28 protein-coding genes and 1 tRNA gene are annotated in these 23,971 nt (G+C 60.6%); 12 read left to right on the forward strand and 17 right to left on the reverse strand.

Translation table 11 applies throughout. The features are described 5' to 3' along the window. Positions 1-151: 151 nt before the first annotated feature. The 3 genes from HKD31_RS13450 to HKD31_RS13460 are packed head-to-tail and all read right to left on the reverse strand — an operon-like array spanning position 152 to position 2,271. On the reverse strand, positions 152-1,120 hold the full coding sequence (locus HKD31_RS13450; protein ID WP_062494594.1) for an SDR family NAD(P)-dependent oxidoreductase: 969 nt from the start codon (positions 1,118-1,120) through the stop codon (positions 152-154). A gap of 7 nt (positions 1,121-1,127) precedes the next feature. Beyond that, a complete protein-coding gene (locus tag HKD31_RS13455; protein ID WP_011252713.1) occupies positions 1,128-1,604 on the reverse strand; it encodes a DUF192 domain-containing protein in 477 nt (158 codons plus the stop codon). 16 nt (positions 1,605-1,620) lie between these two features. Then, positions 1,621-2,271 (reverse strand): MBL fold metallo-hydrolase, encoded by a 651-nt coding sequence (locus HKD31_RS13460; RefSeq protein WP_194265519.1) that lies wholly within the window; start codon positions 2,269-2,271, stop codon positions 1,621-1,623. 162 nt (positions 2,272-2,433) lie between these two features. Here HKD31_RS13460 and HKD31_RS13465 point away from each other — a divergent pair, with 162 nt between their 5' ends. Together HKD31_RS13465 and HKD31_RS13470 are read left to right on the forward strand one after the other, a co-directional pair. Further along, complete coding sequence (locus HKD31_RS13465; RefSeq protein ID WP_011252711.1) at positions 2,434-2,784, forward strand: RidA family protein; 351 nt, start codon at positions 2,434-2,436, stop codon at positions 2,782-2,784. Between the two features lie 172 nt (positions 2,785-2,956). Further along, positions 2,957-3,673: a CHAP domain-containing protein gene (locus HKD31_RS13470; RefSeq protein WP_194265520.1), complete on the forward strand. Its 717-nt coding sequence runs from the start codon at positions 2,957-2,959 to the stop codon at positions 3,671-3,673. A 20-nt stretch (positions 3,674-3,693) separates the two neighbouring features. Here the strand turns inward: HKD31_RS13470 and HKD31_RS13475 are convergent, their stop codons facing one another. The 7 genes from HKD31_RS13475 to HKD31_RS13505 all read right to left on the reverse strand — a co-directional run bounded on the left by HKD31_RS13475 (position 3,694) and on the right by HKD31_RS13505 (position 8,561). After that, positions 3,694-4,152: a 23S rRNA (pseudouridine(1915)-N(3))-methyltransferase RlmH gene (locus HKD31_RS13475; protein WP_194265521.1), complete on the reverse strand. Its 459-nt coding sequence runs from the start codon at positions 4,150-4,152 to the stop codon at positions 3,694-3,696. After that, a complete protein-coding gene (gene rsfS / locus HKD31_RS13480) occupies positions 4,153-4,605 on the reverse strand; it encodes a ribosome silencing factor (RefSeq protein WP_024717179.1) in 453 nt (150 codons plus the stop codon). Positions 4,606-4,703: 98 nt separating this feature from the next. Beyond that, the gene (locus tag HKD31_RS13485; protein WP_194265547.1) at positions 4,704-5,291 is read right to left on the reverse strand and encodes a nicotinate-nucleotide adenylyltransferase; all 588 of its coding nucleotides are present in this window, start codon (positions 5,289-5,291) and stop codon (positions 4,704-4,706) included. Between the two features lie 32 nt (positions 5,292-5,323). Next, on the reverse strand, positions 5,324-6,580 hold the full coding sequence (locus HKD31_RS13490; protein ID WP_370543931.1) for a glutamate-5-semialdehyde dehydrogenase: 1,257 nt from the start codon (positions 6,578-6,580) through the stop codon (positions 5,324-5,326). Next, positions 6,573-7,667: a redox-regulated ATPase YchF gene (gene ychF, locus HKD31_RS13495; protein ID WP_062494586.1), complete on the reverse strand. Its 1,095-nt coding sequence runs from the start codon at positions 7,665-7,667 to the stop codon at positions 6,573-6,575. The genes HKD31_RS13490 and ychF overlap by 8 nt, the downstream gene beginning before the upstream one ends. 124 nt (positions 7,668-7,791) lie before the next feature. Next, positions 7,792-8,088, reverse strand: a complete 297-nt coding sequence (locus tag HKD31_RS13500) for a transcriptional regulator (RefSeq protein WP_062494584.1) — start codon at positions 8,086-8,088, stop codon at positions 7,792-7,794. Beyond that, entirely contained in the window at positions 8,085-8,561 is a 477-nt protein-coding gene (locus HKD31_RS13505; protein WP_338085583.1) for a hypothetical protein, read from the reverse strand. Before HKD31_RS13505 ends, HKD31_RS13500 begins: the two co-directional genes overlap by 4 nt. A 64-nt stretch (positions 8,562-8,625) precedes the next feature. Between HKD31_RS13505 and HKD31_RS16115 the strand changes: the two genes are divergently transcribed. Further along, positions 8,626-9,423, forward strand: a complete 798-nt coding sequence (locus tag HKD31_RS16115) for a CPBP family intramembrane glutamic endopeptidase (protein ID WP_228120777.1) — start codon at positions 8,626-8,628, stop codon at positions 9,421-9,423. On the opposite strand, the gene pth is transcribed toward HKD31_RS16115, so the two are convergent. Together pth and HKD31_RS13520 are read right to left on the reverse strand one after the other, a co-directional pair. Next, positions 9,392-9,961 (reverse strand): aminoacyl-tRNA hydrolase, encoded by a 570-nt coding sequence (gene pth, locus HKD31_RS13515; RefSeq protein ID WP_011252701.1) that lies wholly within the window; start codon positions 9,959-9,961, stop codon positions 9,392-9,394. The two genes, HKD31_RS16115 and pth, sit on opposite strands and share 32 nt — an antisense overlap. Positions 9,962-9,964: 3 nt before the next feature. After that, complete coding sequence (locus HKD31_RS13520) at positions 9,965-10,621, reverse strand: 50S ribosomal protein L25/general stress protein Ctc (protein ID WP_194265524.1); 657 nt, start codon at positions 10,619-10,621, stop codon at positions 9,965-9,967. 185 nt (positions 10,622-10,806) lie between these two features. Between HKD31_RS13520 and HKD31_RS13525 the strand changes: the two genes are divergently transcribed. Then, positions 10,807-12,138: an MFS transporter gene (locus tag HKD31_RS13525; protein WP_194265525.1), complete on the forward strand. Its 1,332-nt coding sequence runs from the start codon at positions 10,807-10,809 to the stop codon at positions 12,136-12,138. Positions 12,139-12,156: 18 nt separating this feature from the next. Here HKD31_RS13525 and HKD31_RS13530 read toward each other — a convergent pair whose 3' ends face one another. Next, positions 12,157-13,032 (reverse strand): SDR family oxidoreductase, encoded by an 876-nt coding sequence (locus tag HKD31_RS13530; protein WP_194265526.1) that lies wholly within the window; start codon positions 13,030-13,032, stop codon positions 12,157-12,159. A 212-nt stretch (positions 13,033-13,244) separates the two neighbouring features. Between HKD31_RS13530 and HKD31_RS13535 the strand changes: the two genes are divergently transcribed. Next, positions 13,245-15,350 carry a catalase gene (locus tag HKD31_RS13535; protein ID WP_194265527.1) on the forward strand — a complete coding sequence of 702 codons (2,106 nt, stop codon included), beginning with the start codon at positions 13,245-13,247 and terminating at the stop codon, positions 15,348-15,350. A 131-nt stretch (positions 15,351-15,481) separates the two neighbouring features. Continuing rightward, positions 15,482-16,657 carry an acyltransferase family protein gene (locus tag HKD31_RS13540; RefSeq protein WP_194265528.1) on the forward strand — a complete coding sequence of 392 codons (1,176 nt, stop codon included), beginning with the start codon at positions 15,482-15,484 and terminating at the stop codon, positions 16,655-16,657. Here HKD31_RS13540 and pgeF read toward each other — a convergent pair. Genes pgeF through rfaD form a run of 3 tightly spaced genes read right to left on the reverse strand, consistent with a single transcriptional unit; the run spans position 16,615 to position 19,200 of the window. Then, positions 16,615-17,394 (reverse strand): peptidoglycan editing factor PgeF, encoded by a 780-nt coding sequence (gene pgeF / locus HKD31_RS13545; protein ID WP_194265529.1) that lies wholly within the window; start codon positions 17,392-17,394, stop codon positions 16,615-16,617. The two genes, HKD31_RS13540 and pgeF, sit on opposite strands and share 43 nt — an antisense overlap. Beyond that, entirely contained in the window at positions 17,387-18,208 is an 822-nt protein-coding gene (gene lgt / locus HKD31_RS13550; protein ID WP_194265530.1) for a prolipoprotein diacylglyceryl transferase, read from the reverse strand. The genes pgeF and lgt overlap by 8 nt, the downstream gene beginning before the upstream one ends. A gap of 11 nt (positions 18,209-18,219) precedes the next feature. Beyond that, a complete protein-coding gene (rfaD, locus tag HKD31_RS13555; protein WP_194265531.1) occupies positions 18,220-19,200 on the reverse strand; it encodes an ADP-glyceromanno-heptose 6-epimerase in 981 nt (326 codons plus the stop codon). Between the two features lie 81 nt (positions 19,201-19,281). Here rfaD and HKD31_RS13560 point away from each other — a divergent pair, with 81 nt between their 5' ends. The 6 genes from HKD31_RS13560 to HKD31_RS13585 all read left to right on the forward strand — a co-directional run bounded on the left by HKD31_RS13560 (position 19,282) and on the right by HKD31_RS13585 (position 23,587). Beyond that, positions 19,282-19,572, forward strand: a complete 291-nt coding sequence (locus tag HKD31_RS13560) for an accessory factor UbiK family protein (RefSeq protein ID WP_011252692.1) — start codon at positions 19,282-19,284, stop codon at positions 19,570-19,572. 178 nt (positions 19,573-19,750) lie between these two features. Continuing rightward, positions 19,751-20,257 carry a type III secretion system chaperone family protein gene (locus HKD31_RS13565; protein WP_011252691.1) on the forward strand — a complete coding sequence of 169 codons (507 nt, stop codon included), beginning with the start codon at positions 19,751-19,753 and terminating at the stop codon, positions 20,255-20,257. Positions 20,258-20,259: 2 nt separating this feature from the next. Next, on the forward strand, positions 20,260-21,081 hold the full coding sequence (proC, locus tag HKD31_RS13570; protein ID WP_024717177.1) for a pyrroline-5-carboxylate reductase: 822 nt from the start codon (positions 20,260-20,262) through the stop codon (positions 21,079-21,081). An 81-nt stretch (positions 21,082-21,162) separates the two neighbouring features. Beyond that, on the forward strand, positions 21,163-21,852 hold the full coding sequence (locus HKD31_RS13575) for a TetR family transcriptional regulator (protein ID WP_194265532.1): 690 nt from the start codon (positions 21,163-21,165) through the stop codon (positions 21,850-21,852). A gap of 71 nt (positions 21,853-21,923) precedes the next feature. Continuing rightward, positions 21,924-21,998 (forward strand) — tRNA-Gln (locus HKD31_RS13580). Positions 21,999-22,135: 137 nt separating this feature from the next. Beyond that, positions 22,136-23,587 (forward strand): glycosyltransferase family 2 protein, encoded by a 1,452-nt coding sequence (locus HKD31_RS13585; protein ID WP_155723115.1) that lies wholly within the window; start codon positions 22,136-22,138, stop codon positions 23,585-23,587. A 29-nt stretch (positions 23,588-23,616) separates the two neighbouring features. On the opposite strand, the gene HKD31_RS13590 is transcribed toward HKD31_RS13585, so the two are convergent. Next, positions 23,617-23,886: an HU family DNA-binding protein gene (locus tag HKD31_RS13590; RefSeq protein WP_011252687.1), complete on the reverse strand. Its 270-nt coding sequence runs from the start codon at positions 23,884-23,886 to the stop codon at positions 23,617-23,619. Positions 23,887-23,971 lie beyond the last annotated feature (85 nt).

Consider the following 23,971-nt stretch of genomic DNA (forward strand, 5'->3'; position numbering starts at 1 on the left):
CATATCCCTTCCAATTCCATATTCAATTTTCAAAGACCATCTTCCCCGCCGCTCCAGAACCCCTCGAAGTGGGCCCCGCCGCGTCGGTGAACGGGCTTATACGGGGACCTCGGAGGGGGGTCAACAGGAAAATTGCATTTTTGTGAAAAAATCAGATCCCGTGGAACTTTCTGAACCACAGACAGAATTCCTTCATCCCGTCTTCAAAAGACACGGCCGGCTTCCAACCGCAGAATTCCCTGACATTTTCCAAAGAAGCCCAGGTCGATTCCATATCCGCCACCGGTCTGGGGCGCCGCTCCACGAAAGCTTTCTTCCCCAGATTCTGCTCAAGCAGCTCAATCATGCGGGTCACTCTTTCCGGCTTATCCCCTCCCAGATTAAGCACCCGCGACATCCCGGCTTCCGGCGGCCTGCCCAGAACCTGCTGCACGCCCCTGACGATGTCATCGATATAGGTGAAATCGCGGGAAAGATGCTTTCCTTCATAAAGGGTCACCGGGCGCCCTTCCGAAATTGCTTTCGCAAACCCGTAATACGCCATGTCGGGCCTTCCCCAGGGACCATACACGGTAAAAAACCGGAGCCCCGTCTGCGGAATACTGTGCAGATACGCGTAGGACTCAGACATCAGTTCGGCAGCACGCTTGGTTACGGCATATACGGAACTGGGCAGCTCAACCCGGTCCGTCTCCCTGAAAGGAACGCTCTGATTGCGGCCATAAACGGAAGAGGAGGACGCATACACAACATGCGTCAGCTTTTTCAGATGACGGCACGCTTCCAGAAGAGCGACCTGCCCCATGACGTTGGATGTTACATAGGAATAGGGATCGACCATCGAGTACCGAACCCCGGCCTGGGCCGCAAGATGGATTACACCTTCCAGATCGGGGTGCCGCGCGACCAGGTCCTGCATGGCTGCAGGACTGGCCACATCCACTTTCAGAAAGCTGAACCCCGGATAAGGCTCAAGCTGCTCCAGTCGGGCGGCTTTGAGAGCAGGATCATAATAGGCATTGAGAGTATCGACGCCTACGACCTCCATGCCCTGCTTCAGAAGGGCCTGTGCAACATGAAACCCTATAAACCCGGCAACCCCGGTAACCAGAACCTTCACAGGACCATCAGTGCTTCAGCGCGGAACTGGTAACAGCATCGCCCACCCGGATCCCCAGCTTCGCCGTAACGCCCCCTGCCAGTTCAAGTGTATTGGCAACCACACCATCACTCCGCAGGATCGCCTCGCTCAGAGGGACGGCGTTTTCCGCAATGGCATGGATATGGTTCGTGGAATCAATGAACACGATGTCCAGCGGCACAAGCGTATTACGCATCCACATGTCCGAGACCTGAGGCGTTGCCCACATGAACAGCATCCCCTCGTTCTCAGGCAGATGCTTGCGGAACATCTCGCCCACTTCCTGCTGGCGATAGGTCTTGGCCAGTTCCACCGTAAACTCATGCTTCTGACCATCGCGCGTCGTAATGGTCAGAGGCGCGGTTGGCAGACGGGCCTGCGCCTGCGTAATCGGCTCCTCCGCCTTCGCAACGCCAGCACTCATTCCAAGCGCCGCCACCAGCGCACAGCATAAAACTCGCATGATATGACTTTCAGGTTCAGGAAATCAGGAACGGATTGGTCCGGCGCTCTTCTCCGATGGTCGTCGGCATCCCGTGCCCGCACAGAACCACCATATCATCAGGCAGCGTCAGAAGATGTCTGCGAATACCGTCGACAAGCGCCTGTGAATCGCCATACGCAAAATCCGTCCGGCCAACCGTCCCACGGAACAGCGTATCGCCAGCCAGAACGCGGCGGTTGTCATGATCCACAAAAACGACATGCCCCGGCGTATGGCCAGGAACATGCGCGACATGAAGATCCTGCCCCAGCAGATGCAGGACTTCTCCGCCTTCCACAAAGCGATCCGGCGCAACATTCTCCATGCCCGGAATTCCGAAAGCAGCCGCCTGCCTGGTGATGCTCTGCAGCAGGAACTCATCCCGCCGGTCCGGCCCTATAACGGGAACAGGCTGCCCCTGCTGCTTTTCAAGAGCTCTTTTCAGGGCAGCAGCGCCGCCGGCATGATCCAGATGACCATGCGTCAGAAGAATGGCCTCAACGGTCATCCCGTCCAGATGCTGAAGAATGTCTCCGACATCTCCGCCGGGATCCACCACAACGGCACGACCCTCATCATTCGAGAGAATGGTGCAGTTCTGCCGCAAAGGCGTTACCGGCACCCGCTTCGCATACAAAGGAGTCACAGCTCCCCCTTCCAGACGGTCCGTTCTGATGTGGCGATACAGCGTCAGCCCCTGCGCGACAAGTGAGACACAGCATCCGCCCAACACCAGCCACCACGGATCATTGACCCCTTTTCACAGGAAGGTCACTCTCCACCTTTCCCCATCATACGAGGTGTCATCATGAGCCGCATCATCCGCACAGAACCCAACGCCATTCTTTCCAAGGCCGTCGAATATCACGGCTTCATTTTCACGCAGGGTGTCGTTGCGGCAGATCTGTCCAAGGGAATCGAAGAGCAGACCAAGAGCGTTCTCGACCAGCTCGACGAAATTCTTGAAGTGCACGGCACCGACAAGACCCGCATCCTTCAGGCCCAGATCTGGGTGAAGGACATCGCAGACCGTACCGCCCTCAACACGGTCTGGTCCGCTTGGCTTCCGGAAAACATGGCCCCTGCCCGCGCCTGCGTTCAGGCCGTCATGGCGGACCCGAAGATCCTCGTGGAAATCATGCTCACGACAACGAAATGATCTGAATCAGACGATTATGGCGAGAATGCAGCAGAGTGTGGTGTCAAAAAGATTTTCTTTGGAAATGAAAATTTAACCCATAGGTCTGCATTCTGCTCTTGTCAGGGTTGCAGGAAGGTTGTTACCTGCCTGTAACCCGAACAACACACAACCAATCAGGATCCTAAAGATCGTGAAGCATAAAAGTTGCCGGAAAACCTTTTTCTCTGCTCTGGCGCTCTCCGCGATCGCATTCTTTTCGGGACAGGCTCAGGCCCGTCACAGTTCGGGTCACCACGGACGGACCGTCTTTCATAGCCACCGTTCCAGCAGCCATCGCCATTCTTATGCTCACGTCATTCAGTGCGTCGCCTACGCCAAGACGGCTTCAGAAGTCGTTCTGCACGGCAATGCGCGTGACTGGTGGTACAATGCCGCCGGCGTTTATGCCCGCGGGTCCGCACCGCAGGCCGGTTCGGTCCTGAATTTCCGGGCCATCCGCCGCATGCCACTCGGCCATGTCGCTGTGGTCCGGTCGGTGGAAGACAGCCGCACAATCTATATCGACCAGTCCCACTGGGCGTCCAACGGCATCGCACATAACGTGCGCGTCGTTGACGTTTCGCCCAACAATGACTGGAGCGCGGTCCGCGTCGCTCTCAATGATCGCAGCGGCCGCCTTGGCAGCATCTACCCGACCTATGGCTTCATCTATCCGCATTCCGACAGCGGCGATCGTAGCCCGGCCCCGCAGGTTGTGCTGGCCCGCGCTTCGAACACGACTGGCTTCCGTCACCGCGCAGTCCTGAACGGCTCTGACGCCCTGAGCCATCCGATGAGCAGCACCGAAGTCGCCGAAGCTCCGGACGATGCCTTCACTTCGGACGCTCCCGACCGTTCGATTCGCTGATATAGCCTAACAACCGGGCTTCAGCCTGGTCGCGATTCCCGATGATAGGGATGACCGGTATTGATGGCCTGAGCCCGGAACACCTGCTCGGCGATCAGAACCCGGACCAGCATGTGCGGCCAGGTCAGTTTCCCCAGAGAAATCACGGAATCGGCCCGCTGGATCACGCTTGAATCCAGCCCTTCCGCACCACCGATCAGAAAATGAATGGGGCGCCCCGATTCCTGCCAGCGGGACAACATCTCCGCCAGCCGCAGGCTGTCCGGTGTCTTGCCACCCTCATCCAGCGCCACGATCAGGGCATTGTCAGGACAGGCCCCCAGAAGAGCCGCAGCATCCTTGCGCTTCTGCTCCTGGACGCTGCCTTTTGACGGCGCGAGTTCCGTCACCGTCAAAGCGGGCCTGATCCGGCCCGCATAACGCTCGAACAGTTCGCGCTCCGGCCCGGCTTTGAGCCGGCCGATTGCGACCAGTTTCATTCAGTCCTGCTCTTCGTCCTGCCCGACAGCAACTTCGTCTTCGCTGCCATCCAGATCAGTGCCCCACATGCGCTCAAGCCCGTAAAGCTCACGGCTTTCCGGCTTGAAGAGATGCACGACAACATCGCCAGCATCGATCAGGACCCAGTCGCTGCCATTCGCGCCTTCGATCAGGATACGCTTGATGCCAATCTCATTGAGCTTCTTCTCGATGTGATGCGCCATCGCGGAAATCTGGCGGTCGGCAAGACCGGTCGCAATGACCATACGATCAGCAAAATTCGCGCGGCCGACCAGGTCCAGCACAACGATGTCTTCACCCTTGTCTTCGTCCAGACTCGTGGTGATGACCGTCAGCATGCTGGTCAGGAGATCCGGCTGCACGGCTTCGCGCTTGACGGCCGTTTTCTTCGGTCCGGCAACTGCGGCCTTCTTGCGAGCCGTTCCCGGCACCTTGGCAGCCTCGGCCAGTGCCGCATCGGGGGAGCTGGTTTTCCGGCGCACAGGCTTTTTGGCCTGCGATTCGGGAGAGGTCGTCTTGGTGATGGTTTTTACTCCTGATCGGAATCCGGACGAAACTGGCCGGACTCACGCAACGCTGTAGCCGATATATCGTTCTGCGGCGCAGAAAGGAACGTCCATGCGTTGCCTTTTCGCTCCGCAAGCGTGGGAGATTCACGGGAAGGCCGTCTCTGATGCCGCAAAACAGAAGCCGCGGCCCCCCGCAGGGCTGGCGAAACACTGCCCGGACGCGGGAGAACGGCGATGGGAACCATCGCAGCCAACCGCCGCCAGCGCTTCCAGTGCGAAAGCTGCGCCAGCCCGTCCGCACCCATCAGCCACACGAAACTCACATGCGGGAAACGCTGCTTCAGCAATCCGACCGTTTTTACGGTGAAGCGCTGCCCAAGCCGCGATTCGATATCCGTTGCAACGATTCGCCGTCCGTCTGCAATCCGCTCCGCAGAAGCAAGACGCACCCTGAACGGCGCCATGCCTTTACTCGGCTTGAGCGGATTCCCTGGTGAGACCATGAGCCACACCTGATCCAGACGCAAAGCCCGCAAGGCCCGCCGCGCCAGCATGAGATGACCCGCATGCGCCGGATTGAAAGACCCGCCCAGCAGGCCGATCCGCATATTCCGGCCGTCACCAGACGTCGGGATACTGATCAGCCCCGCACCTGCCCGGTGCCGATCACTTCGTACCGGTAGCATGTCAGCTGCTCGAGCCCCACCGGCCCCCGGGCATGCATCCGCCCCGTCGCAATGCCGATTTCCGCACCGAATCCGAACTCCCCACCGTCACAGAACTGCGTGGACGCATTCCACATCACAACCGCACTGTCGGTCCCGTTGAGGAACTCCGCCGCGGCCTCAGGATCTTCGGCGATAATGGCCTCGGTATGCGAACTTCCATGCCGCGCGATGTGATCGAGAGCATCTTCAACCCCGTCCACCACGGCAACCGAAAGCACGGCGTCCAGCCATTCCGTGCTGAAATCATCAGCCGAGGCTGCTTCAAGCGTCGGCACAATCGCACGCGCCCGGTCATCTGCCCGGAACGTACATCCCTTCGCGGCCAGATCCTGAACCAGCAGCGGCAACAGCGTCGGCGCAATCGCCGCATCGATCAGCAGCGTCTCCGTCGCACCACAGATCCCCGTCCGCCGCATCTTCGCATCCAGCAGAACTTTCCGGGCCATGGCCGGATCAGCACTCGCATGAATGTAGGTGTGATTCAGACCGTCCGCATGCGCCAGAACCGGCACGCGGGCCTCGCGCTGCACGCGCTCCACAAGGGACTTGCCGCCACGCGGAATGATGAGGTCAATCTTTCCCGAAGCCTGCAGCATCGCCCCGACCAAAGCCCGATCCGCGGATGGCAGGATCTGCACACAGGCCTCGTCCAGCCCGGCTACCCGCAGACCGTCTTCCATCGCCGCCTGAATGGCGCGCGCGGAATGCAGGCTTTCCCCGCCACCGCGCAAAATCACCGCATTGCCGGACTTGATGCACAGTGCGGCGGCATCGGCCCCAACATTGGGACGGCTTTCATAGATCATGCCGATCACGCCAAGCGGTGTCGCGACCCGGCGGAAATGCAGCCCGTTCGGCCGGTCCCATTCCGCCAGAACGCGCCCGACCGGATCCGGCAGACCCGCCACGTCTTCCAGACCGCGCGCCATCGCCTCAACCCGCTCCGGCGTCAGCGTCAGACGGTCCCGGAACGCTGCATTCCGGTCTTCGGAAAGCGCTGCCAGATCCTGCCCATTGGCGGCCACGATCTTGTCAGAGCGGACCCGCAGTGCTTTCGCAGCCTCGAACAGGGCCTGATTGCGGGTTCCCGCACTCGCCCGCGCCAGACTCCGGCTGGCCCGGCGAGCACGCTCCGCCAGACCGTCCAGAATGTGCCCTGCCTCAGACATTGAACCGGAACAGCAGGACGTCACCATCCTGCACCACATATTCCTTGCCTTCGATCCGCAGCTTTCCGGCTTCCTTGGCCCCGGCCTCGCCGTTGCAGGCCACATAATCATCAAAGGCCACGGTTTCGCAGGCAATGAACCCGCGCTCGAAATCGTTATGAATGACGGCAGCGGCCTGCGGTGCCTTCGTCCCGGCCGTAATCGTCCAGGCGCGGGATTCCTTCGGTCCGACCGTGAAATACGTCCGCAGGCCCAGCAGCTTGTAGCCAGCCGCAATCACACGATCCAGTCCGCTATCCGTCAGACCCAGCCCTTCAAGAAACTCCGTCCGGTCTTCCTGCGGCAACTGACTGACTTCAGCCTCAATGGCAGCCGACACCACGACCACACCCGCACCCTCGGCTTCGGCGCGCTTGCGCACAGCTTCCGAAAACGCATTTCCGGTCGCGGCCGAGGCTTCCTCAACATTACAGACATACAGAACGGGCTTCGTCGTCAGAAGCTGAAGGCGCGAGGCTTCCGCTTCCTGCCCCTTCGGAACAGCCGTCCGCGCCGGCTTGCCGTCACGCAGCGCTGCCAGCAGCGGCTCCAGAAGTTCAAGCTGCGCCTGTGCTTCGCGGTCGTTGCCCCGGGCACGCTTCTGAAGGCCGATCTGGCGCTTCTCAAGGCTTTCCAGATCCGCCAACATCAGTTCCGTCTCGATGATGTCCGCATCCCGGACCGGATCGACCCCACCTTCGACATGAGTGATGTCGTCATCTTCGAAGCAGCGCAGGACGTGCACGATGGCATCGACTTCACGGATATTGGCCAGGAACTGGTTGCCCAGGCCTTCGCCCTTGGACGCGCCACGGACCAGACCGGCGATGTCCACGAACTCAAGGCTGGTCGGCACCTTGCGGATGGACTTGCCGATCCGCGCCAGTTCATCCAGTCGTGGATCCGGCACAGCCACACGGCCCGTATTCGGCTCGATGGTGCAGAACGGGTAATTCGCAGCCTGTGCAGCAGCCGTTTCCGTCAGGGCATTGAACAGCGTGGACTTGCCGACATTGGGCAGACCAACGATGCCGCAATTGAAACCCATTCGTGCTCTCCATCATCATTGAAGACCGTCCAGACGCGAACGATCCGTTCCAGAAAATTCCGTTGCCCTGTGTTCGCAGAAACCGAAGAGGCTCACAACCACTTCCCGCCGCGAAATAGGCTTTTCAGCCCACGATTCCCGCCAGATCCTGCAAAGCCCGGACATGCGCCTTCAAAGCCGCACGCCCCTGTGCCGTCAGAACCAGCCAGGTCCGCTGCCGCCCTCCCAGAGGCGCCTTGCGCAACCGCACATAACCCGCCTCCTGCATCTGGGCGAGATGCTTGGACAGGACCGAGTCACTCACCCCCAGCAGATCCCGCGCCCGACCGAACTCCATGTCATTCACTTCCGACAGGGCCGCAGCAAGCTGCAGACGCGCGGGGGGATGAATGACAGGATCGAATTGGGGAACCGCAGTCACAACGCAGCTGTCATATCAGCCCGCCAGGCCCTCTGCCAGAGCAGCCCTGCCCCATAGCCGATCGCAAAACTGCCCAGCGTCGCAAGCCAGGGCAGCCACGCCAGATGCCACACCCGCACACCAGCCCCCGACAGCGCCATCATCGCATAGACCGCCAGCATCATGCCGATCGCGATCTTCCGCGTCCGGCCCCGACGATAACCATTGACGAAATATCCCATCCGCCGCCGCGCAAGCACATAGAAAATGCCCATCAGAACAATGCACAGCCCCTCCAGCAGGAAGATGAATGGCGGATCCAGGCTCATGGCGAAGGTCAGCAGCGCCAGAAGCCCGCCCATGACGGGCGCATTCCACCAGGGGCAGACAAGCTCGTCCCCCAGCTTTTCCCTGAACGCCCCCAGAGCCTCCAGTTGCACACGCGCATCGTCCCGGCTGGTCACGTCCACAGTCCTGACTCCATCCTGCTGCACGGCATTGACTTTCCAATGTGGAAAATGATGATCTGACTTTCCATTATGGAAAGACAACAAGATCATGACAATCCTGCACGGCACTCCGAGGTCCGAAATTCTGGCCATCCTCTGGCTCACGGCCCTGCTGGGCGCCTGCATTCACCACAGCTACGCAGGAACACGGGACTGGCAGCACTTCCGGACGGCCACCCGGACCGGTGAACGACGTCGCCTTTATCTGAAATGGCTCATCCAGAGCATCCTGCTCTTCGATCTGGGCGGGGTCATCACCCTCTGGCTTCTGCCCCGGCCTCTGGGCTGGACCAGCCTGACGCAACTGCGCCTGTCGCATCCCACTCCGACTGCCAGCACGGCCTCCCCTGAAACGTCGCCGGCCTTTTTCATCGGATTTGGCTGTGGGCTTCTGATCCTCGCGGGAGTCTTCCTCCTGCTCCGAAAGCTCAAACGGCCCTTATCCCTCAAACCTTTAGGCGACTTTGCGGCCATGATCCCCCGGACATGGCCCGAAGCCGGACTGGCGTTTCTGCTGTGCCTGAATGCCGGTCTGGGCGAGGAACTGTTCTTCCGGCTGGCCCTTCCCCTGCTTACAGGCCAACTCACCGGCAGTCTGATCGCCGGCGCCGCGCTCTCAACGCTGCTATTCGGGGGAATGCACTGGTATCAGGGGCTCAAAGGCGTTCTGGCCACGACAGCTCTCGGCCTGATCTTTATGATCCGTGCCCTCAATGGAACACCGCTGATCTGGCTGATGGGATTTCACGCCCTGATGGATGTCGTCGCCCTGTTCATCCGCCCCGCCCTGAGCGGCCATTTCAGCCGCAAGACCGTCAGGCAGCCAGCAGTGCGACCTTCGTCATGAAGGCTTCGTGTTCTTTCTTCGCCAGCAGAGGCGCCGCGTCGGCGATGGCCTCAAGCCAACGCTCCAGCTCCGGCTCTTCCGCCTTGGCGAAATTGCCCAGAACATGCCCGGTCACACGGTCCTTGTGTCCCGGATGACCGATCCCCATCCGCACACGCCAGTAATCCGGCCCCGGCAGACATTTATCCATGGAGCGCAGACCGTTATGCCCGGCGGCACCACCGCCACGCTTGATACGCAGCTTGCCGAAAGCAAGATCGAGTTCGTCGTGGAATACGGTGATATCGTCCTGCGCAATCTTGAAGAACTGCGCGGCCTGCTGAACGCTGTCGCCTGACCGGTTCATATACGTCATCGGCTTGAGGAGCAGGATCTTCTGCCCCCCGATGACGCCTTCAGAGGTCTCCCCCCGGAAACGCTTGCGCCACGGCGAGAAACCGTGGCGCCTGGCGATCTCGTCGACCGCCATGAAGCCGATATTGTGTCGATGACGGCTCATCCCCGGCTCGGGGTTGCCGAGACCGGTCCAGAGCCTCATCGATTACTTCTTCTTTGCGCCGGGCTTTGCAGCGGCTTCAGCTTCGGCAGCAGCCTTGGCAGCAGCTTCGGCTTCCATTTCGGCATCGATCGTCGGTGCAGCGATGGAGGCGATGACCATGTCCGTCGCCTGACCACTGGCCAGAACGGCGCCTTCGGTGCCCTTGAGGTCCGTCCAGCGCACGTTTTCGTGGATGTCCAGGCCGCTCAGGTCTGCCGTGAAGTGCTCCGGAATGTTGGCCGGATCAGCCTGCACGTCCACATAATGACGAACGACGTTCAGAACGCCACCGCGCTTGATGCCCGGGGACTTCTCTTCGCCGACGAACACGATGGAGATTTCGACATGGACCTTGGTGCCAGCGGCAACGCGCTGGAAGTCCACGTGGATCGGGGCATCGGTGACCGGGTGCAGCTGCACGTCACGGATCAGGGCTGCAACCGGCTCTGCGCCTTCGGCAGCCAGGTTGTACACGCGAGAGGACCAGCCACCGCGATGCAGTTCCTTCATGATCACGCGCGGATCAAGTGCGATGATGGAGGGTTCCTGCTTGCCACCGTAGATCACGGCCGGCACCAGGCCCTCACGTCTCGTTGCGCGCGCTGCCCCCTTACCAGCCTTCGCACGCGTCGAGACAGCAAGTGTCGTCAAATTAGCCACTGTTACGCTCCTGCGTATTGAATTTCATTCAACACAGACCTCCAGGGGTGCCTGTGCGAGGCGCGGAGTAGCGGAAAACCGCCACCGGCACAACCATTTTCGGACTCCGCCCCTCTGGACCAGCCCGTCTGCAGGCCGCTACGCTTGCGTTTCATTTCCACAGTTTCCAGCAGATCCCCCACCCGATGAGCATTGCCGCCCGCATCGAACGCCTGCCCTTTACCCGCTTTCACTGGAAACTCCTGTTCCTCGGCGGCCTCGGCTACACATTCGACGGCCTCGATTCCGCAATCGTGGCCTTCGCGCTCCCGATGCTGAAAAGCCAGTGGCACCTGAGCGGCCCGGAACTCGGCCTGCTCGGCAGCGCCACCTATCTCGGCTACGGGCTCGGCGCCCTGCTCTCCGGCTGGTGGGGAGACCGCTCCGGCCGCCGCCGCGTCATGATGAGCGCACTGGCCATCTACGCCATCGGCTCCCTGCTCTCTGCCGGATCCTCCTCGTTTGCGGGCTTTTTCCTGTGCCGCCTCCTTTCCGGAATCGGCGCCGGTGCGGAAGCCACCATCATCGCACCCTATCTCAGCGAATTCGTGGCCGCCCGCTATCGCGGCGCATTCACGGCTGCCCTCACGGGATTCTATTCCTTCGGCTATGTCACCGCCGCCATCATGGGGTTCATGCTCGTGCCCGCCATGGCGGATGGCTGGCGCTGGGCGCTGGCCATGACGGGTTTTCCGGTCCTGATGCTTCTGTGGTGGCGCCGTGCGCTGCCCGAATCCCCCCGCTGGCTCGACGAGCGCGGCCAGACGGCCGAAGCCTGCCGCATCGTCGGCGACATCGAGGAAAGCGCAGGCCTTGCCGTCGGCCTCACCACCACGACCGACCGTGGCGCCCCAAGCATCCGTCCGGTCCGGGATCTCTTCGCCCCCAACCTGCGCCGCTCCACCTTCATGAGCTGGGCCATGTGGCTGGCCATCACGTTCAGCTTCTACGCGTTCTTCACTTGGATCCCGACCCTGATGATCGAACGCGGCATGACCGTCACCCGCAGTTTCGGCTACGCCATTTCGATCTATTTCGCCCAGCTTCCCGGTTATGCCTCCGCCGCCTTCCTCACCGATCGTCTGGGACGGCGCGGAACGGTGGCGCTGTTCATGGTCGCCGGAGCCATCAGCGCCATCGGCATGGCGACGAGCCAGACACCGACCGAAGTTCTGATCTTCGGCATCCTGCTGTCCTTCTTCATGAACGGCACCTTCGGCGGCATCTACGCCTACACGCCGGAACTTTTCCCCACATCCCTGCGCGCCCGCGGCATGGGTCTGGCCTCTGCCATCGCGCGTCTGGGCGCCATCGCATCGCCCGTCCTGATCGGCTGGCTGTATCCGCTTGCCGGTTTCCCCGGCGTCTTCGGCCTCACGACCCTGATCCTGCTGTCAGGCGCCACCGTCACGCTCGTCTTCGGACCCAGAACGGAAAAACGCCCGCTCGATGACGAGCAGGCGTTCGCACGGCCCTGAACCCTCAGGGGCGAGTCTTCAGATCATCGGTACCCCACCATTGACCGCCAGAAGCGCGCCCGTGGTGTAGCTGTTCAGCGGATCGGCGAAATAGACATAAGCGCCTGCCAGTTCGGCCGGCTGCCCCGGACGGCCCAGCGGCACATCCGAGCCCAGATGTTCCTGCTCTTCCTCGGGCATGCCGGTGGCGATGAACGGCGTCCAGATCGGGCCGGGCATCACGGCATTAACGCGAATTCCCCGCCCGGCGAGCTGCTGGGCCATGCTGGACGTGAAGTTCGCAATCGCCGCCTTCGTCATGGAATACGGCACCAGCAGTTCCGGCGCCGTCTTCAGATTGACCGAAGACGTGTTGATGATGGACGCCCCGGCCTGAAGATGCGGCAGGGCCGCTTTTGTCAGATGGAACAGCGCATCCGTATTCGTGGAGAAATGGCGCTTCCATTCCTCGTCAGAAATCTCTTCCAGCTTGGCCCGCGCCTTCTGGAAGGCCGCATTGTTCACCAGAATATCAAGGCGACCGAACGTCTCGACGGTCCTGCTGATCATCTCAAGACAATGCGCCCCATCACGGATGTCTCCGGGCAACAGCAGACAGTTCCGCCCTTCGGCCTTGATCTGTTCCCCGATATCGCGCGCATCATCCGCCTCCGTTTCCAGATACGAAATCGCGACATCCGCGCCTTCACGTGCAAATGCCAGCGCGACCGCCCGCCCGATCCCCGAATCACCCCCCGTGATGAGGGCTGCAAGCCCCGCGAGCTTGCCGGAACCCTTGTAGGTTTCTTCGCCGTAATCGGGCCGGGGAATCATCTTTTCTGAAAGACCCGGAAATTTCTGCGTCTGGCCCCGGAACGGCGGACGCGGATAGCGGGTGCGAGGATCAGCAGGCATGGAAACACTCCTGTGTCGTCATGGACAGAGTTCCTGCGCTTAACGGCCCGTCTTCCGGACAGGTTCAGAAAATTTCCCGGATTTATTTCAGGAACACTTGCCCCCGGCAGCGCCTTCTAAGGGGCACGGCCTTTCCGATGGGAAAGGCAGCTTCCTCATCCAGACTTCCCGAAGCCCCGTATTTTTCCGGGCCTACAGGCAGAGGTGCATTCATGAGCACGGACAAACGCAAAACCGTCACCATCGGCGACCAGACCTTCGAACGCGGCCCGCAGGGGGCCACCCATCAGGTGGCGTCAGGCGAGACCCCAACCCTCACGACCCAGCAGGGCGTCCCCGTCTCCGACGATCAGAACACCGAGAAAGCCGGTGCCCGCGGGCCTGCCCTTCTGGAAGACTTCCATTTCCGCGAGAAGATCTTCCACTTCGATCACGAGCGCATCCCCGAGCGCGTCGTCCACGCCCGCGGCTACGGTGCGCATGGCTTTTTCGAACTGACAGACTCCCTGGCCGATTACACGACGGCCAGTGTGCTGGGCAAAATCGGCAAGCGCGTTCCCGCCTTCGTCCGCTTCTCGACCGTCGCCGGTGGCCGCGGCTCTTTCGACGTGGCCCGCGACGTGCGCGGTTTTGCGGTGAAGCTCTATACCGAAGAAGGCAACTGGGACCTCGTGGGCAACAACATGCCTGTCTTCTTCATCCAGGACGCCATCAAGTTCCCGGACATGGTCCACGCCGTAAAGGAAGAGCCCGACAGCGGCTTCCCGCAGGCCCAGTCCGCCCATGACAATTTCTGGGACTTCGCATCCCTGTCGCCCGAGACCGTCCACATGCTCATGTGGATCATGTCCGACCGCGCCATTCCGCGCTCCTTCCGCTTCATGGAAGGCTTCGGCGTTCACACGTTCCGCCTCGTCAACGCCGAGGGTAAATCCACCTATGTGAAGTTCCACTGGAAGCCGAAACAGGGTTTGCAGTCCGTCGTGTGGAACGAAGCCGTCAAGATCAACGGCGCCGATCCGGACTTCCACCGTCGCGACCTGTGGGAATCCATCAATTCCGGCGACTTCCCGGAATGGGAACTCGGCGTGCAGCTCTTCGATGACGACTTCGCCGATAAATTCGACTTCGACATTCTGGACGCCACCAAGCTGATCCCCGAAGAACTCATCCCGGTCCGTCGCATCGGCCGTCTGGTGCTGAACCGCACGGTGGACAACTTCTTCGCCGAAACCGAGCAGGTCGCCTTCTGCACCCAGAATGTCGTCCCCGGCATCGCCTTCACCAACGATCCGCTTCTGCAGGGCCGGAACTTCTCGTATCTGGACACCCAGACCAAGCGCCTCGGCGGCCCGAACTTCACGCATATCCCCATAAACGCGCCGAAATGCCCGTTTCACAACTTCCAGCAGGACGGCCACATGGCCATGCACAACCCGAAAGGGCGTGCAAACTATGAGCCTAATTCCTGGGGTATGGGACCGCGTGAAAACCCGCAGACCGGCTACAAGCCCTATGCAGAGGAAGTGAACGGCCGAAAGACCCGTGAGCGCGGCGAGCTGTTTGCCGATCACTACAGTCAGGCCCGCCAGTTCTACACAAGCCAGACCCCGACCGAGCAGACGCATATCAAGAATGCCTTCGTCTTCGAACTCAGCAAGTGCCTCACACCGGCTATCCGTGCCCGCGTTGTTGCCCATCTGCTGAACGTCGATGAAAAGCTCGCCAAGGGCGTGGCTGAAGGTCTGCGTCTGGAAAAAATGCCGGCTCCTGCTCCGGCTGCCCGCACGCCGCTGACGGATCTGCCGGCTTCGGACCCGCTCAGCATCTTCAAGAACGGCCCCAAGACGTTCAAGGGACGCAAGCTGGGCGTGCTCGTCACTGATGGCACGGATGCGGACCTGCTCACCGCCCTGATGAAAGCTGCAGAAGCAGAAGGCACGATCGTCGAACTGGTCGCCCCGGCGGTTGGTGGCGTGAAAACGACAGACGGCAAGCTCATCCCGGCCGGCCAGAAGATCGTTGGCGCTCCCTCGGTCCTGTATGACGCGGTTGTGCTGCTCCCGTCCGCAGCAGGGGCAAAGCTCCTGACCGGCGAAGCCACCGCACGGGACTTCGTGGCCGACGCCTTCGCCCATGCGAAGTTCATCGGTTACGGCCCGGACGCCAAACCGCTTCTCGCCAAGGGTGGCATCACGCCGGAAGACATGGATGACGGCATCATCCCGCTTGAGGCCCCCAGCGACCTCAAGACCTTCATCACCCTGTGCCGCAAACTGCGCTTCTGGGACCGGGAAGCCAGAACCCACGCTGTCTGAGACAGAACAGGGGCCGGAGACATTCTCCGGCCCTTTTTTTATACCTGCCCCTCCCCATGCCATATTCCGAACGGAATCATGCCTGACTTCCATTACAGAAGCGTTCCGCTTTTGCAGGATGGGATTTCAGGGTGCAGACAACATCAGGCGCACAGCGCAATCCGGGGATCGACCTGCTTAGAGGGCTGTCGATCATCCTCGTCGTCATCCATCACCTCGCCCTGCGCATCCCCCTGATGCAGACCGGCCTTTCCGCCGTTTTGCCCGCCATGCTGCTGAAAGCCCTGAACTGGGATGGCGGCAAGGGCGTAAAGATCTTCTTCGTCATTTCAGGCTTCCTGATCACCGACCACACACTACGCCGATGGGGCAGTCTGGGCGGCATCAACGCCATTGCCTTTTCAGCGCGCCGGGCCTGCCGCATCCTGCCATGCCTGCTGGTCCTGCTCGGGATTTTGGCCGCTCTCAACCTCGCAGGCGTTCCCGATTTCCTTTTCCATCACGAAAACCAGACCCTGCCCGGCGCCATCTTCGCAGCGCTGTTCATGCATCTGAACCTCTACGAAGCCCGGACGAGTTATCTTCCCCCCAACTGGGATGTGCTGTGGTCCCTCTCGGTCGAGGAACTGTTTTATGCGGCCTTCCCGATCCTCTGCCTGCTGGGTGGACGCGTTCCCAAACTGCCCGGCCTCGTTTTCGCGCTGCTCACCCTGTCCAGCCCTTTCGCGGAATGGCAGATCCGGAACGCATTGGACATCTGGCAGGATGAAGCCTACGGACCAGGCATTTCCGCAATTGCCATGGGCGTCTGCGCAGCCCTTCTGGCGCACCGGATGACCCCGTCCCTTTTTGAAAGACTCACGCCCTGGCTCGGCTGGACCGGAAGTCTCGGCGTCGGTCTCTATCTGATCGACGGCCATGTCGTATGGCTGACCCTCGGCTACGCCACATCACTGTTCTTCACAGCCTCATGCGCTGTCCTGCTTCTCGCTTTCTACAACGGATGGGGCAAGGCCGCCGGAAGCCGGTTTCTGGCATGGCCCCGCCAGTGGGGCCGGCTGAGTTATGAAATCTATCTCAGCCACATGTTCGTCGTCATGCCGATGGTCCATCTGTTCAGAGCCACCGGAGAAAACTGGACGCTCGGCTGGATCTGGTTCATCCCGACCCTCGGCCTGTCCTTCTGCCTCGGTGCCCTCGTGGACCGCTTTCTCTCACGCCCCGCCGATCGCTGGCTGCTCGAAAAATCCGGCCTGCGCCGTCCTCAGCCCAGCGGGGAGGCCAGCGGGCGGATCGCCGAGATCTGATGCCCGATATGCCCACCACCCGCGAGTGTCCGCCGACGATGGCTGAAAAACCGCTGGTCCGTCAGCGTATCCACACCAAGGATCTGCACGGTCCGGACGCCGGCCTGTTCCAGACGGAAGCCGCAATAGCCCGGCAGATCGAAGAGGAAATGCCCCTCGCGCGGCGCTGAACGAAAGAAATTCTCACCCGCTGCATCCTTGGCGAGAACCGCATCCCGCATATCCGGACCGACTTCATAGCTCTCCGGCGCAATGCACGGCCCGACAACGGCGCTGATCCCCGTCGCACCCAGCGCCACCATCTGCGCGACCACGGATTCCAGAATCCCGCCCACAGCCCCGCGCCAGCCCGCATGCGCCGCGCCAACAATCCGCCCGTCATCGGAAGACAGCAGCACAGGCCCGCAATCCGCCGTAATGACCCCCACGCCGATCTCCGGACGGTCCGTTACCAGCGCATCCCCTGCCTGCCCGGTCCCGGCCACCCAGAGCGGCGTTTCAGCCGTCACAGGCACGGTAATGTCACTATGCGTCTGTTTCAGACCCAGCAGATGATCCGGCGCCACCCCGATCGCCCGCGCCACCCGCGCCCGGTTCTCCACCACATTCGCCGGATCATCCTGCGAGGACAGCGAGCAGTTCAGGCTGTCATACGGTGCTGGCGAGACGCCCCCAAGCCGCGTGAAAAACCCGTGCGGAACCTTGAGAACCGATCCCGTCAGCACGGCCTCAAACATGCGCCGATACCTGAGCCGGACGCCGCATCGCGTAAACCATGAGCCCCATCCCCGCGAGCGCCATCGGGATACACAGCAACTGCCCCATCGTCGTCCCCCCGGACAGGAACCCGATATTCGCATCCGGCTGCCGGAAGAACTCGCAGAAACTCCGGGCACAGGCATAACCGAACAGGAACAGACCCGACAGGAACCCGAACCGCTCGCGAACCTGCGGACGACTGGCGGCAAACAGCATCACGCACAGAAGCAGGACACCCTCGGTCAGGGCCTCGTAAAGCTCGGACGGATGCCGCGGAATCGGCCCACCCGTCGGAAAAATCATCGCCCAGGGCAGATCCGGAGACGCCGGACGCCCCCAGAGTTCGCCGTTCACGAAATTCGCACAGCGGCCCAAACCAAGCCCGATCGGCACAACCGGCACGATCCGGTCCGCGAACGCCAGGAAGCTGAGCCGGGTCTTCCAGCTGAAATAGGCCAGCGCCAGAATGACGCCCAGCGCCCCGCCATGGAACGACATCCCGCCGTCCCAGGTCTTGAAGATCTCGAGCGGGTGCGACAGGTAATCCATCGGCCGGTAGAACAGCACATAGCCCAGCCGTCCCCCCAGAAGCACGCCAAGGATGGCGTAGAACAGGAAGTCATCCACCTGCTCGTTCGTCGCCACTTCCGGCGCCAGACGGTTCAGCCGCCGCGCAATCGGCAGCGCGATGATGAACGACACCATATAGGCAAGCGCATACCAGCGCACTGCCAGCGGACCGATATGGAAGGCAACCGGATCGAAATTCGGAAAGATCAGGGGATGGCTCAAGGAATCGGTTCTCAGAGATTGGGGTGAGGCTGGGAGAGATACTCGCGCACATACTGCCCGATACCGTCTTCAAGAGAGGTAAACGGCGCATCATATCCCGCAGCGCGCAGGCGGCTCATATCCGCACAGGTGAAGGACTGGTACTGCCCGCGCAGTTTGTCGGGCATGTCCACGAACTCCACATCCCGCGCCCGCTTTGCCGCATCGCAGACCGCATGTGCCAGATCGAGATAGCTCCGCGCCACGCCGGTTCCGCAGTTGAACAGCCCGCTGACACCCGGATGATCGAACAGCCACAGCATGACGTTCACCACATCCCCGACCCAGATGAAGTCCCGCTTCTGCTGCCCATCGGCAAGCCCCGGCACATCCGAGCGGAACAGCTTTGCCGCATGCCCCTGCACGACCTCGTCATACTTGACCTTCACCACAGAGATCATCGATCCCTTGTGATACTCGTTCGGCCCGTAGACATTGAAGAACTTGAGCCCGGCCCATTGCGGCGGCACCGGCGCACCGGCTTCGATTTCCCGCTTCACCCACAGGTCGAATGCCTGCTTGGACCAGCCATACAGGTTCAGCGGTCGCAGCCCGTCGATATTCTCCAGCCCGTCACGGAACATCTCCGGCCGGTCCGCAGCGCCATAGGTCGCGGCCGAGGAGGCGTAAATCATCCGCACACCCCGCGCCGCACACCAGCGCCATAGCGTCTGCGACAGGTCCACATTGCTCGACCAGACCAGATCGCCATCCCGCGCCGTGGTGGCGCTGATCGCCCCCATGTGGAACACAGCTTCGACATCCGGCTCCGACGCGAGGAAACCCTCAAGCGCGTCAGGCGTGATGATGCGATCCGGCGCATGGGACGCCAGATTCCGCCACTTCACCCCGTCCCTGAGCCGGTCAACCACAACCGTCCGCAAGCCCCGGCGACGCAGGGCTGCATGAAGGCACGAACCAATGAATCCGGCCCCGCCGGTGACGATAATCATCCTTCCTGTATAGTCTGTCCCCGATAACGATCCAAGCGACGCGCCCGACATGACACGCCGCAGAACAGCAGGAACTTCATCATGGCTGACAGACCCCGCTTTTTCGACGACCTCGCAGGCCTTGCCGGCAACGCCTTTTCCGCCGTGACCGGCGCCCGCGAAGAACTTCACGCCATCGTCCGCACCCGCGTGGACGAAATCCTCAACAGCCTCGACCTCGTGCGCCGTGACGAATTCGACGCAGTTCAGGAAATGGCAACCCGTGCCCGCATGGCACAGGACGCTACCGAGCAGCGTCTGGCCGAAATCGAATCGCGCCTCTCCGCTGTCGAGGAACTCGCAACCGAAGAGAAGGGCGGTCCGCAGGGCTGATCTGCAACAGTCATCAGGGCCGGTGTGACTTTTGCAACGCGTAATGCTTGCACACCGCGCAAAGGGTCCATAACGTGATTGATGTCGGGAGGGGATTTTCCTCTTCCGGCCGCAGACATCTGGAGCGCCGCACCGGCGCCAGGCCGGTGCCAGGCTCCACGGCCTTGGGAGACCCGCCATGCCTGCCCTGAGCACCTCACTCACCACGGAAACAGAATCCCATCCGCTCGACCTGATGGAACAGGTCATGGGCCTCTATGAATGGGAGTTCGAACGCCTCGGCCCGTCCGAAATGGCCGCCCAGGCCCCCGGACAGTGGTGCGACTATTCGCTGTATTTCACATGGTCCGACGAACTCTCGGCCCTGCATCTGAACTGCATCCTGGACCTGCGCTCGCCCGCCAAGCGCCGTCCGGCCGTCCATGAACTCGTTTCCCTGGCCAATAACCGCCTCTGGATCGGCCATTTCGCCGTCGATCCCGATACCGGAACCCCCTCTTACCGACATACGCTGCTGCTGCGTGGCGTGCAGACCCTTCCCGGTGAAAGCATGGAAGACCTGGTGGACATCGCCATGTCCGAATGCGAGCGGTTCTACCCCGCCTTCCAGTTCGCACTCTGGGGCGGAAAATCACCGCAGGACGCCATAGACGCCGCAATGCTCGACTGCGCAGGAGACGCCTGACCGTGCCATCCGTCCCTTCGGTTCTTCTCGCAGGGTGCGGAAAGATGGGAGGCGCGCTGCTCGACGGCTGGCTCGCCTCCCCCACACCGCCCCGGCTCGTCATTCTTGACCGGCACCGAACCGGCTCGGACGACGCCATCACCGTCGTCCGTACCGCCGCCGAAATCCCCGCCGGTTTCAAGCCCGACATCATCGTTCTCGCCGTCAAGCCAGCCGCTGCCGAAATCATGATCGATGCGATCGGCAAGGCGCTTGGCCCCCGCATGAGCAACGCCGCCATTCTCTCCGTCATGGCCGGCCGCACCTGCGCCGCCCTTTCGGACGCGGCCCGGCTGGCTGGTGCGGACATTCCCGTCCTGCGCGCCATGCCCAATACACCGTCCGCCGTGGGCGCCGGGATCAGCGGTCTCTACGCCGCACCCTCCGCCACGCCGGAGCAGAAATCCATCTGTCACGATCTGCTGTTTGCCGTCGGAGACGTCGTTCCGGTGGAGAAGGAAGCCGATCTGTCCGTCGTCACGGCCATCTCCGGCTCCGGCCCCGCCTATGTTTTCCTGCTGGCGGAGCTTCTGGAAAAAGCGGGTCAGCAGCATGGCCTGTCCCCGACCATCGCCCGCCGTCTGGCGCGTGGAACGATCTACGGCGCCGGGCGCATGCTCGATGATCTGCCCGACAGCGCCGAGGACCTGCGCAAGGCCGTCACCAGCCCCAATGGCACCACAGCAGCAGCCCTGGCCGTCCTCATGAAATCCGACGCCTGGCCAGAGACTGTTCCAAAAGCTATTGACGCTGCTACAAAACGGGCCGACGAACTCGCAGGCTGACGGTTTCTTTATGGGAGAGAGCTTGTCGGCAGACCGCAATGCTCCCACCATGAAACCAGAAGCTTTCGACAGGAGACCCGTATGGACGGACGGCAGGACCCCTTTGAATCCGACGACATGGCGCTGAGCGGTCCGCCGGACATGGCGCAGGAAGCCTTCGACGCCGCCCTTCTTCAGTCCGCCCTGTCGCTCGCCGGAAACGAGGGATGGCACCGCTTTTCCCTCGTGGAAGCCGCCCGCGAAGCCGGTCTTCCCGTCGAAACCGTCCGCAGACGCTATCCCGTCAAGGTCCTTCTGCTGCTCCAGCTCGGGCGCCTTGCCGATGCCAGCGCCCTGCGTGACGACGGTGACGGCGGAACGCTGCGCGAATATCTCTTCGACCTGATCATGCGCCGCTTCGATATCTTCCAGGAATATCGCGAAGGCGTGCGCGCCGTCCTGCAGGCCGTGCCCTACGACCCGGCTCTGGCGGCTTTTCTGGCCGGCACAACCCTTGATTCCATGAAATGGCTGGCCGAAGCCGCAGGGATCGACTGCACTGGCTTCGGCGGCGTGATGCGCATCAATGCCCTGGCTGCAGTCTGGGCGCACGCCATGCGGGCCTGGGAAAAGGACGAAAGCCCCGACCTCGCAGCCACTATGGCAGCCCTCGATACCGCCCTGGACCGCGCCGAGCGCTACGGAATTCTCAAGCCGTCCGCCCGACGCAAAATGGACGAGGCCCTGAACAATACCGGCCTGCCCGACCACGATCTTGAACTGGAATCCTGACTTCGCACTTTACGAAGGCAGCCGGTTCAGATTAGAAGGCCGGGAGCATGCGCTCTGAAGGGCGCATCATTTGGGGTGTAGCCAAGCGGTAAGGCAGCGGATTTTGATTCCGCCATGCGGAGGTTCGAATCCTCCCACCCCAGCCAGCCTCCAAAAACCGGAAAATGCTTCCCGCAACGGGTATGCCGCGCTTCAGGACAACGCCTGTCAACTGATTTGGCTAATCTCGATCAAGGATGTAATCTGGAAGGACATACTTCCGACATCAATCAGGGTCTTCGTCGTGAAAAAAGAAAAATCTGCAATAGTGCTTTTCGTTAAAGACGAAGCCCATGACATCATGGCATGGCTATCATGGCATATTTCCCTCGGGTTCAATAAGATATTTGTATATGACGACCACTCGACCGACGGGACCTATGAAATAGCCAAATCCTGCGAAGGCATTTACAACGTGGAGGTTTGCAGGACTTCCATGCTCGAAGGCAATTTTTACTACAGACAACGCGACAGCTATTTTGACGCCATCAAGAAATCCATCGATCACTATGAGTGGATCGCCATGCTGGATGGCGACGAATATGTCAGCATCGACGGCACCCAGGACATAAACGGATTTCTGGACAAGTTCAGTAAAGACGACACGGGGATTGCCCTAAGCTGGTGCATATACGGAAGTTCCAGCAGGGTCCTGAAAGACAAGGTTCCGACTTACCAGGTCTTCAACCACAGATCGACGCCCGATCTTAATGACAATACACTCGTAAAAAGCTTTGTAAGACCAGAAGCGGTAAGCTTCGCATACGAAAACCCCCATAAGTTCAACCTGTCCTATGGGACTTACGCAGATGCTGCTGGCCAACCCGTAGAATGGCGTCCCGGGGCCACGAAAAATATCCTGTGGGAAGGCGCCAGGATCAATCATTATATCTGCCGCTCCATGGAGCATTTCATCGACCGCATCAAAAGACGCCTGGGATCCGATCTGTCAAACAGTACGGTCTACTGGTCTCATTTTGATCGTAATGATGTCTATGATCCCCAGGATCAGGCTCGCATCAATGCGGCAAATACCATCTACAACAATATCAAAAAATCCGTTTTCCAGTACTCACTGAAGAATTTCCTCAAGAAAGGAAATGCTCTGGAAAACACGGAAAACAGCTTGGCGCCCAACAGAAAAGTGGATGTCTTCCACCTCAAGAGCGCTCACGGCGAATATCTTTCCCTGAATAACATCGATGGACATCTCTTTCAGGGGGAAGGATTTGAGAGAATTCTGGCCGCCATTCCTTACGACAGCAATAAAATCTGGGTCTTCCGGAATCCTTTTGTATATTCCTCAAACGTCCGGTTTCACATCAGTCACTCGGCCCAAAGCAATTATTGCTACGAATTTGAATTCGAGCCGCATGAATCGGATGGTTCCATCTCCATAAAATCCCCAAAAACCCAAAAATACCTGACCTGCATTCCGGTAAATCATGGCGGAAACGTAGAATTTTCACGGGAACAGGCGTCGAACTGGGAAAAATTTCACTTCGGAGACAAGGTAACTGAGCTGACATTCTTTGGCGAAAACGAAGGACCAGCCTCGGACCTGATATATTATATGCTCAATTCTTCAGGATCTTTTTCATACGAAGAGTTCTTACTGAAATCATCCACGCTCGATAGTAACGACAGGATGAGTCTGAAGTCTCTTCTCGGCCCACAGATCATGTCCATTATCTGACGGCCACGCTGAGGCAGCCATACGATCTCTCAGACGAGCTGCTTCAGTCCCGGACTGGCCTTGAACCTGACGGTCCGCCCCGCTGAAACCTCGACAGGCTCTCCGGTCCGCGGATTGACGGCCTGCCTTGCCTTGGTCTCACAGACCGTGAATGTCCCGAAAGACGGCAGCGTAAAGCCACCTTCTTCGCGCAGCTCCTCAATAATGGCGTCAATCATGTCATTGACGGCCCGCTGGGCAACAACCCCTGTGCAGTTCATGGAATCCTGCAGAACTGCGGCAAGAAAAGCTTTGCTCATGAATAAAACTCCGGATTTACTCAGTGCAGATCGCATCTTGCCGGTACAGAAATGCCGCTAATGCGAACTGAAGGGCGGATTGTCT

The sequence above is a fragment of the Gluconobacter potus genome, assembly GCF_015244705.1.
Classification (GTDB): domain Bacteria; phylum Pseudomonadota; class Alphaproteobacteria; order Acetobacterales; family Acetobacteraceae; genus Gluconobacter; species Gluconobacter potus.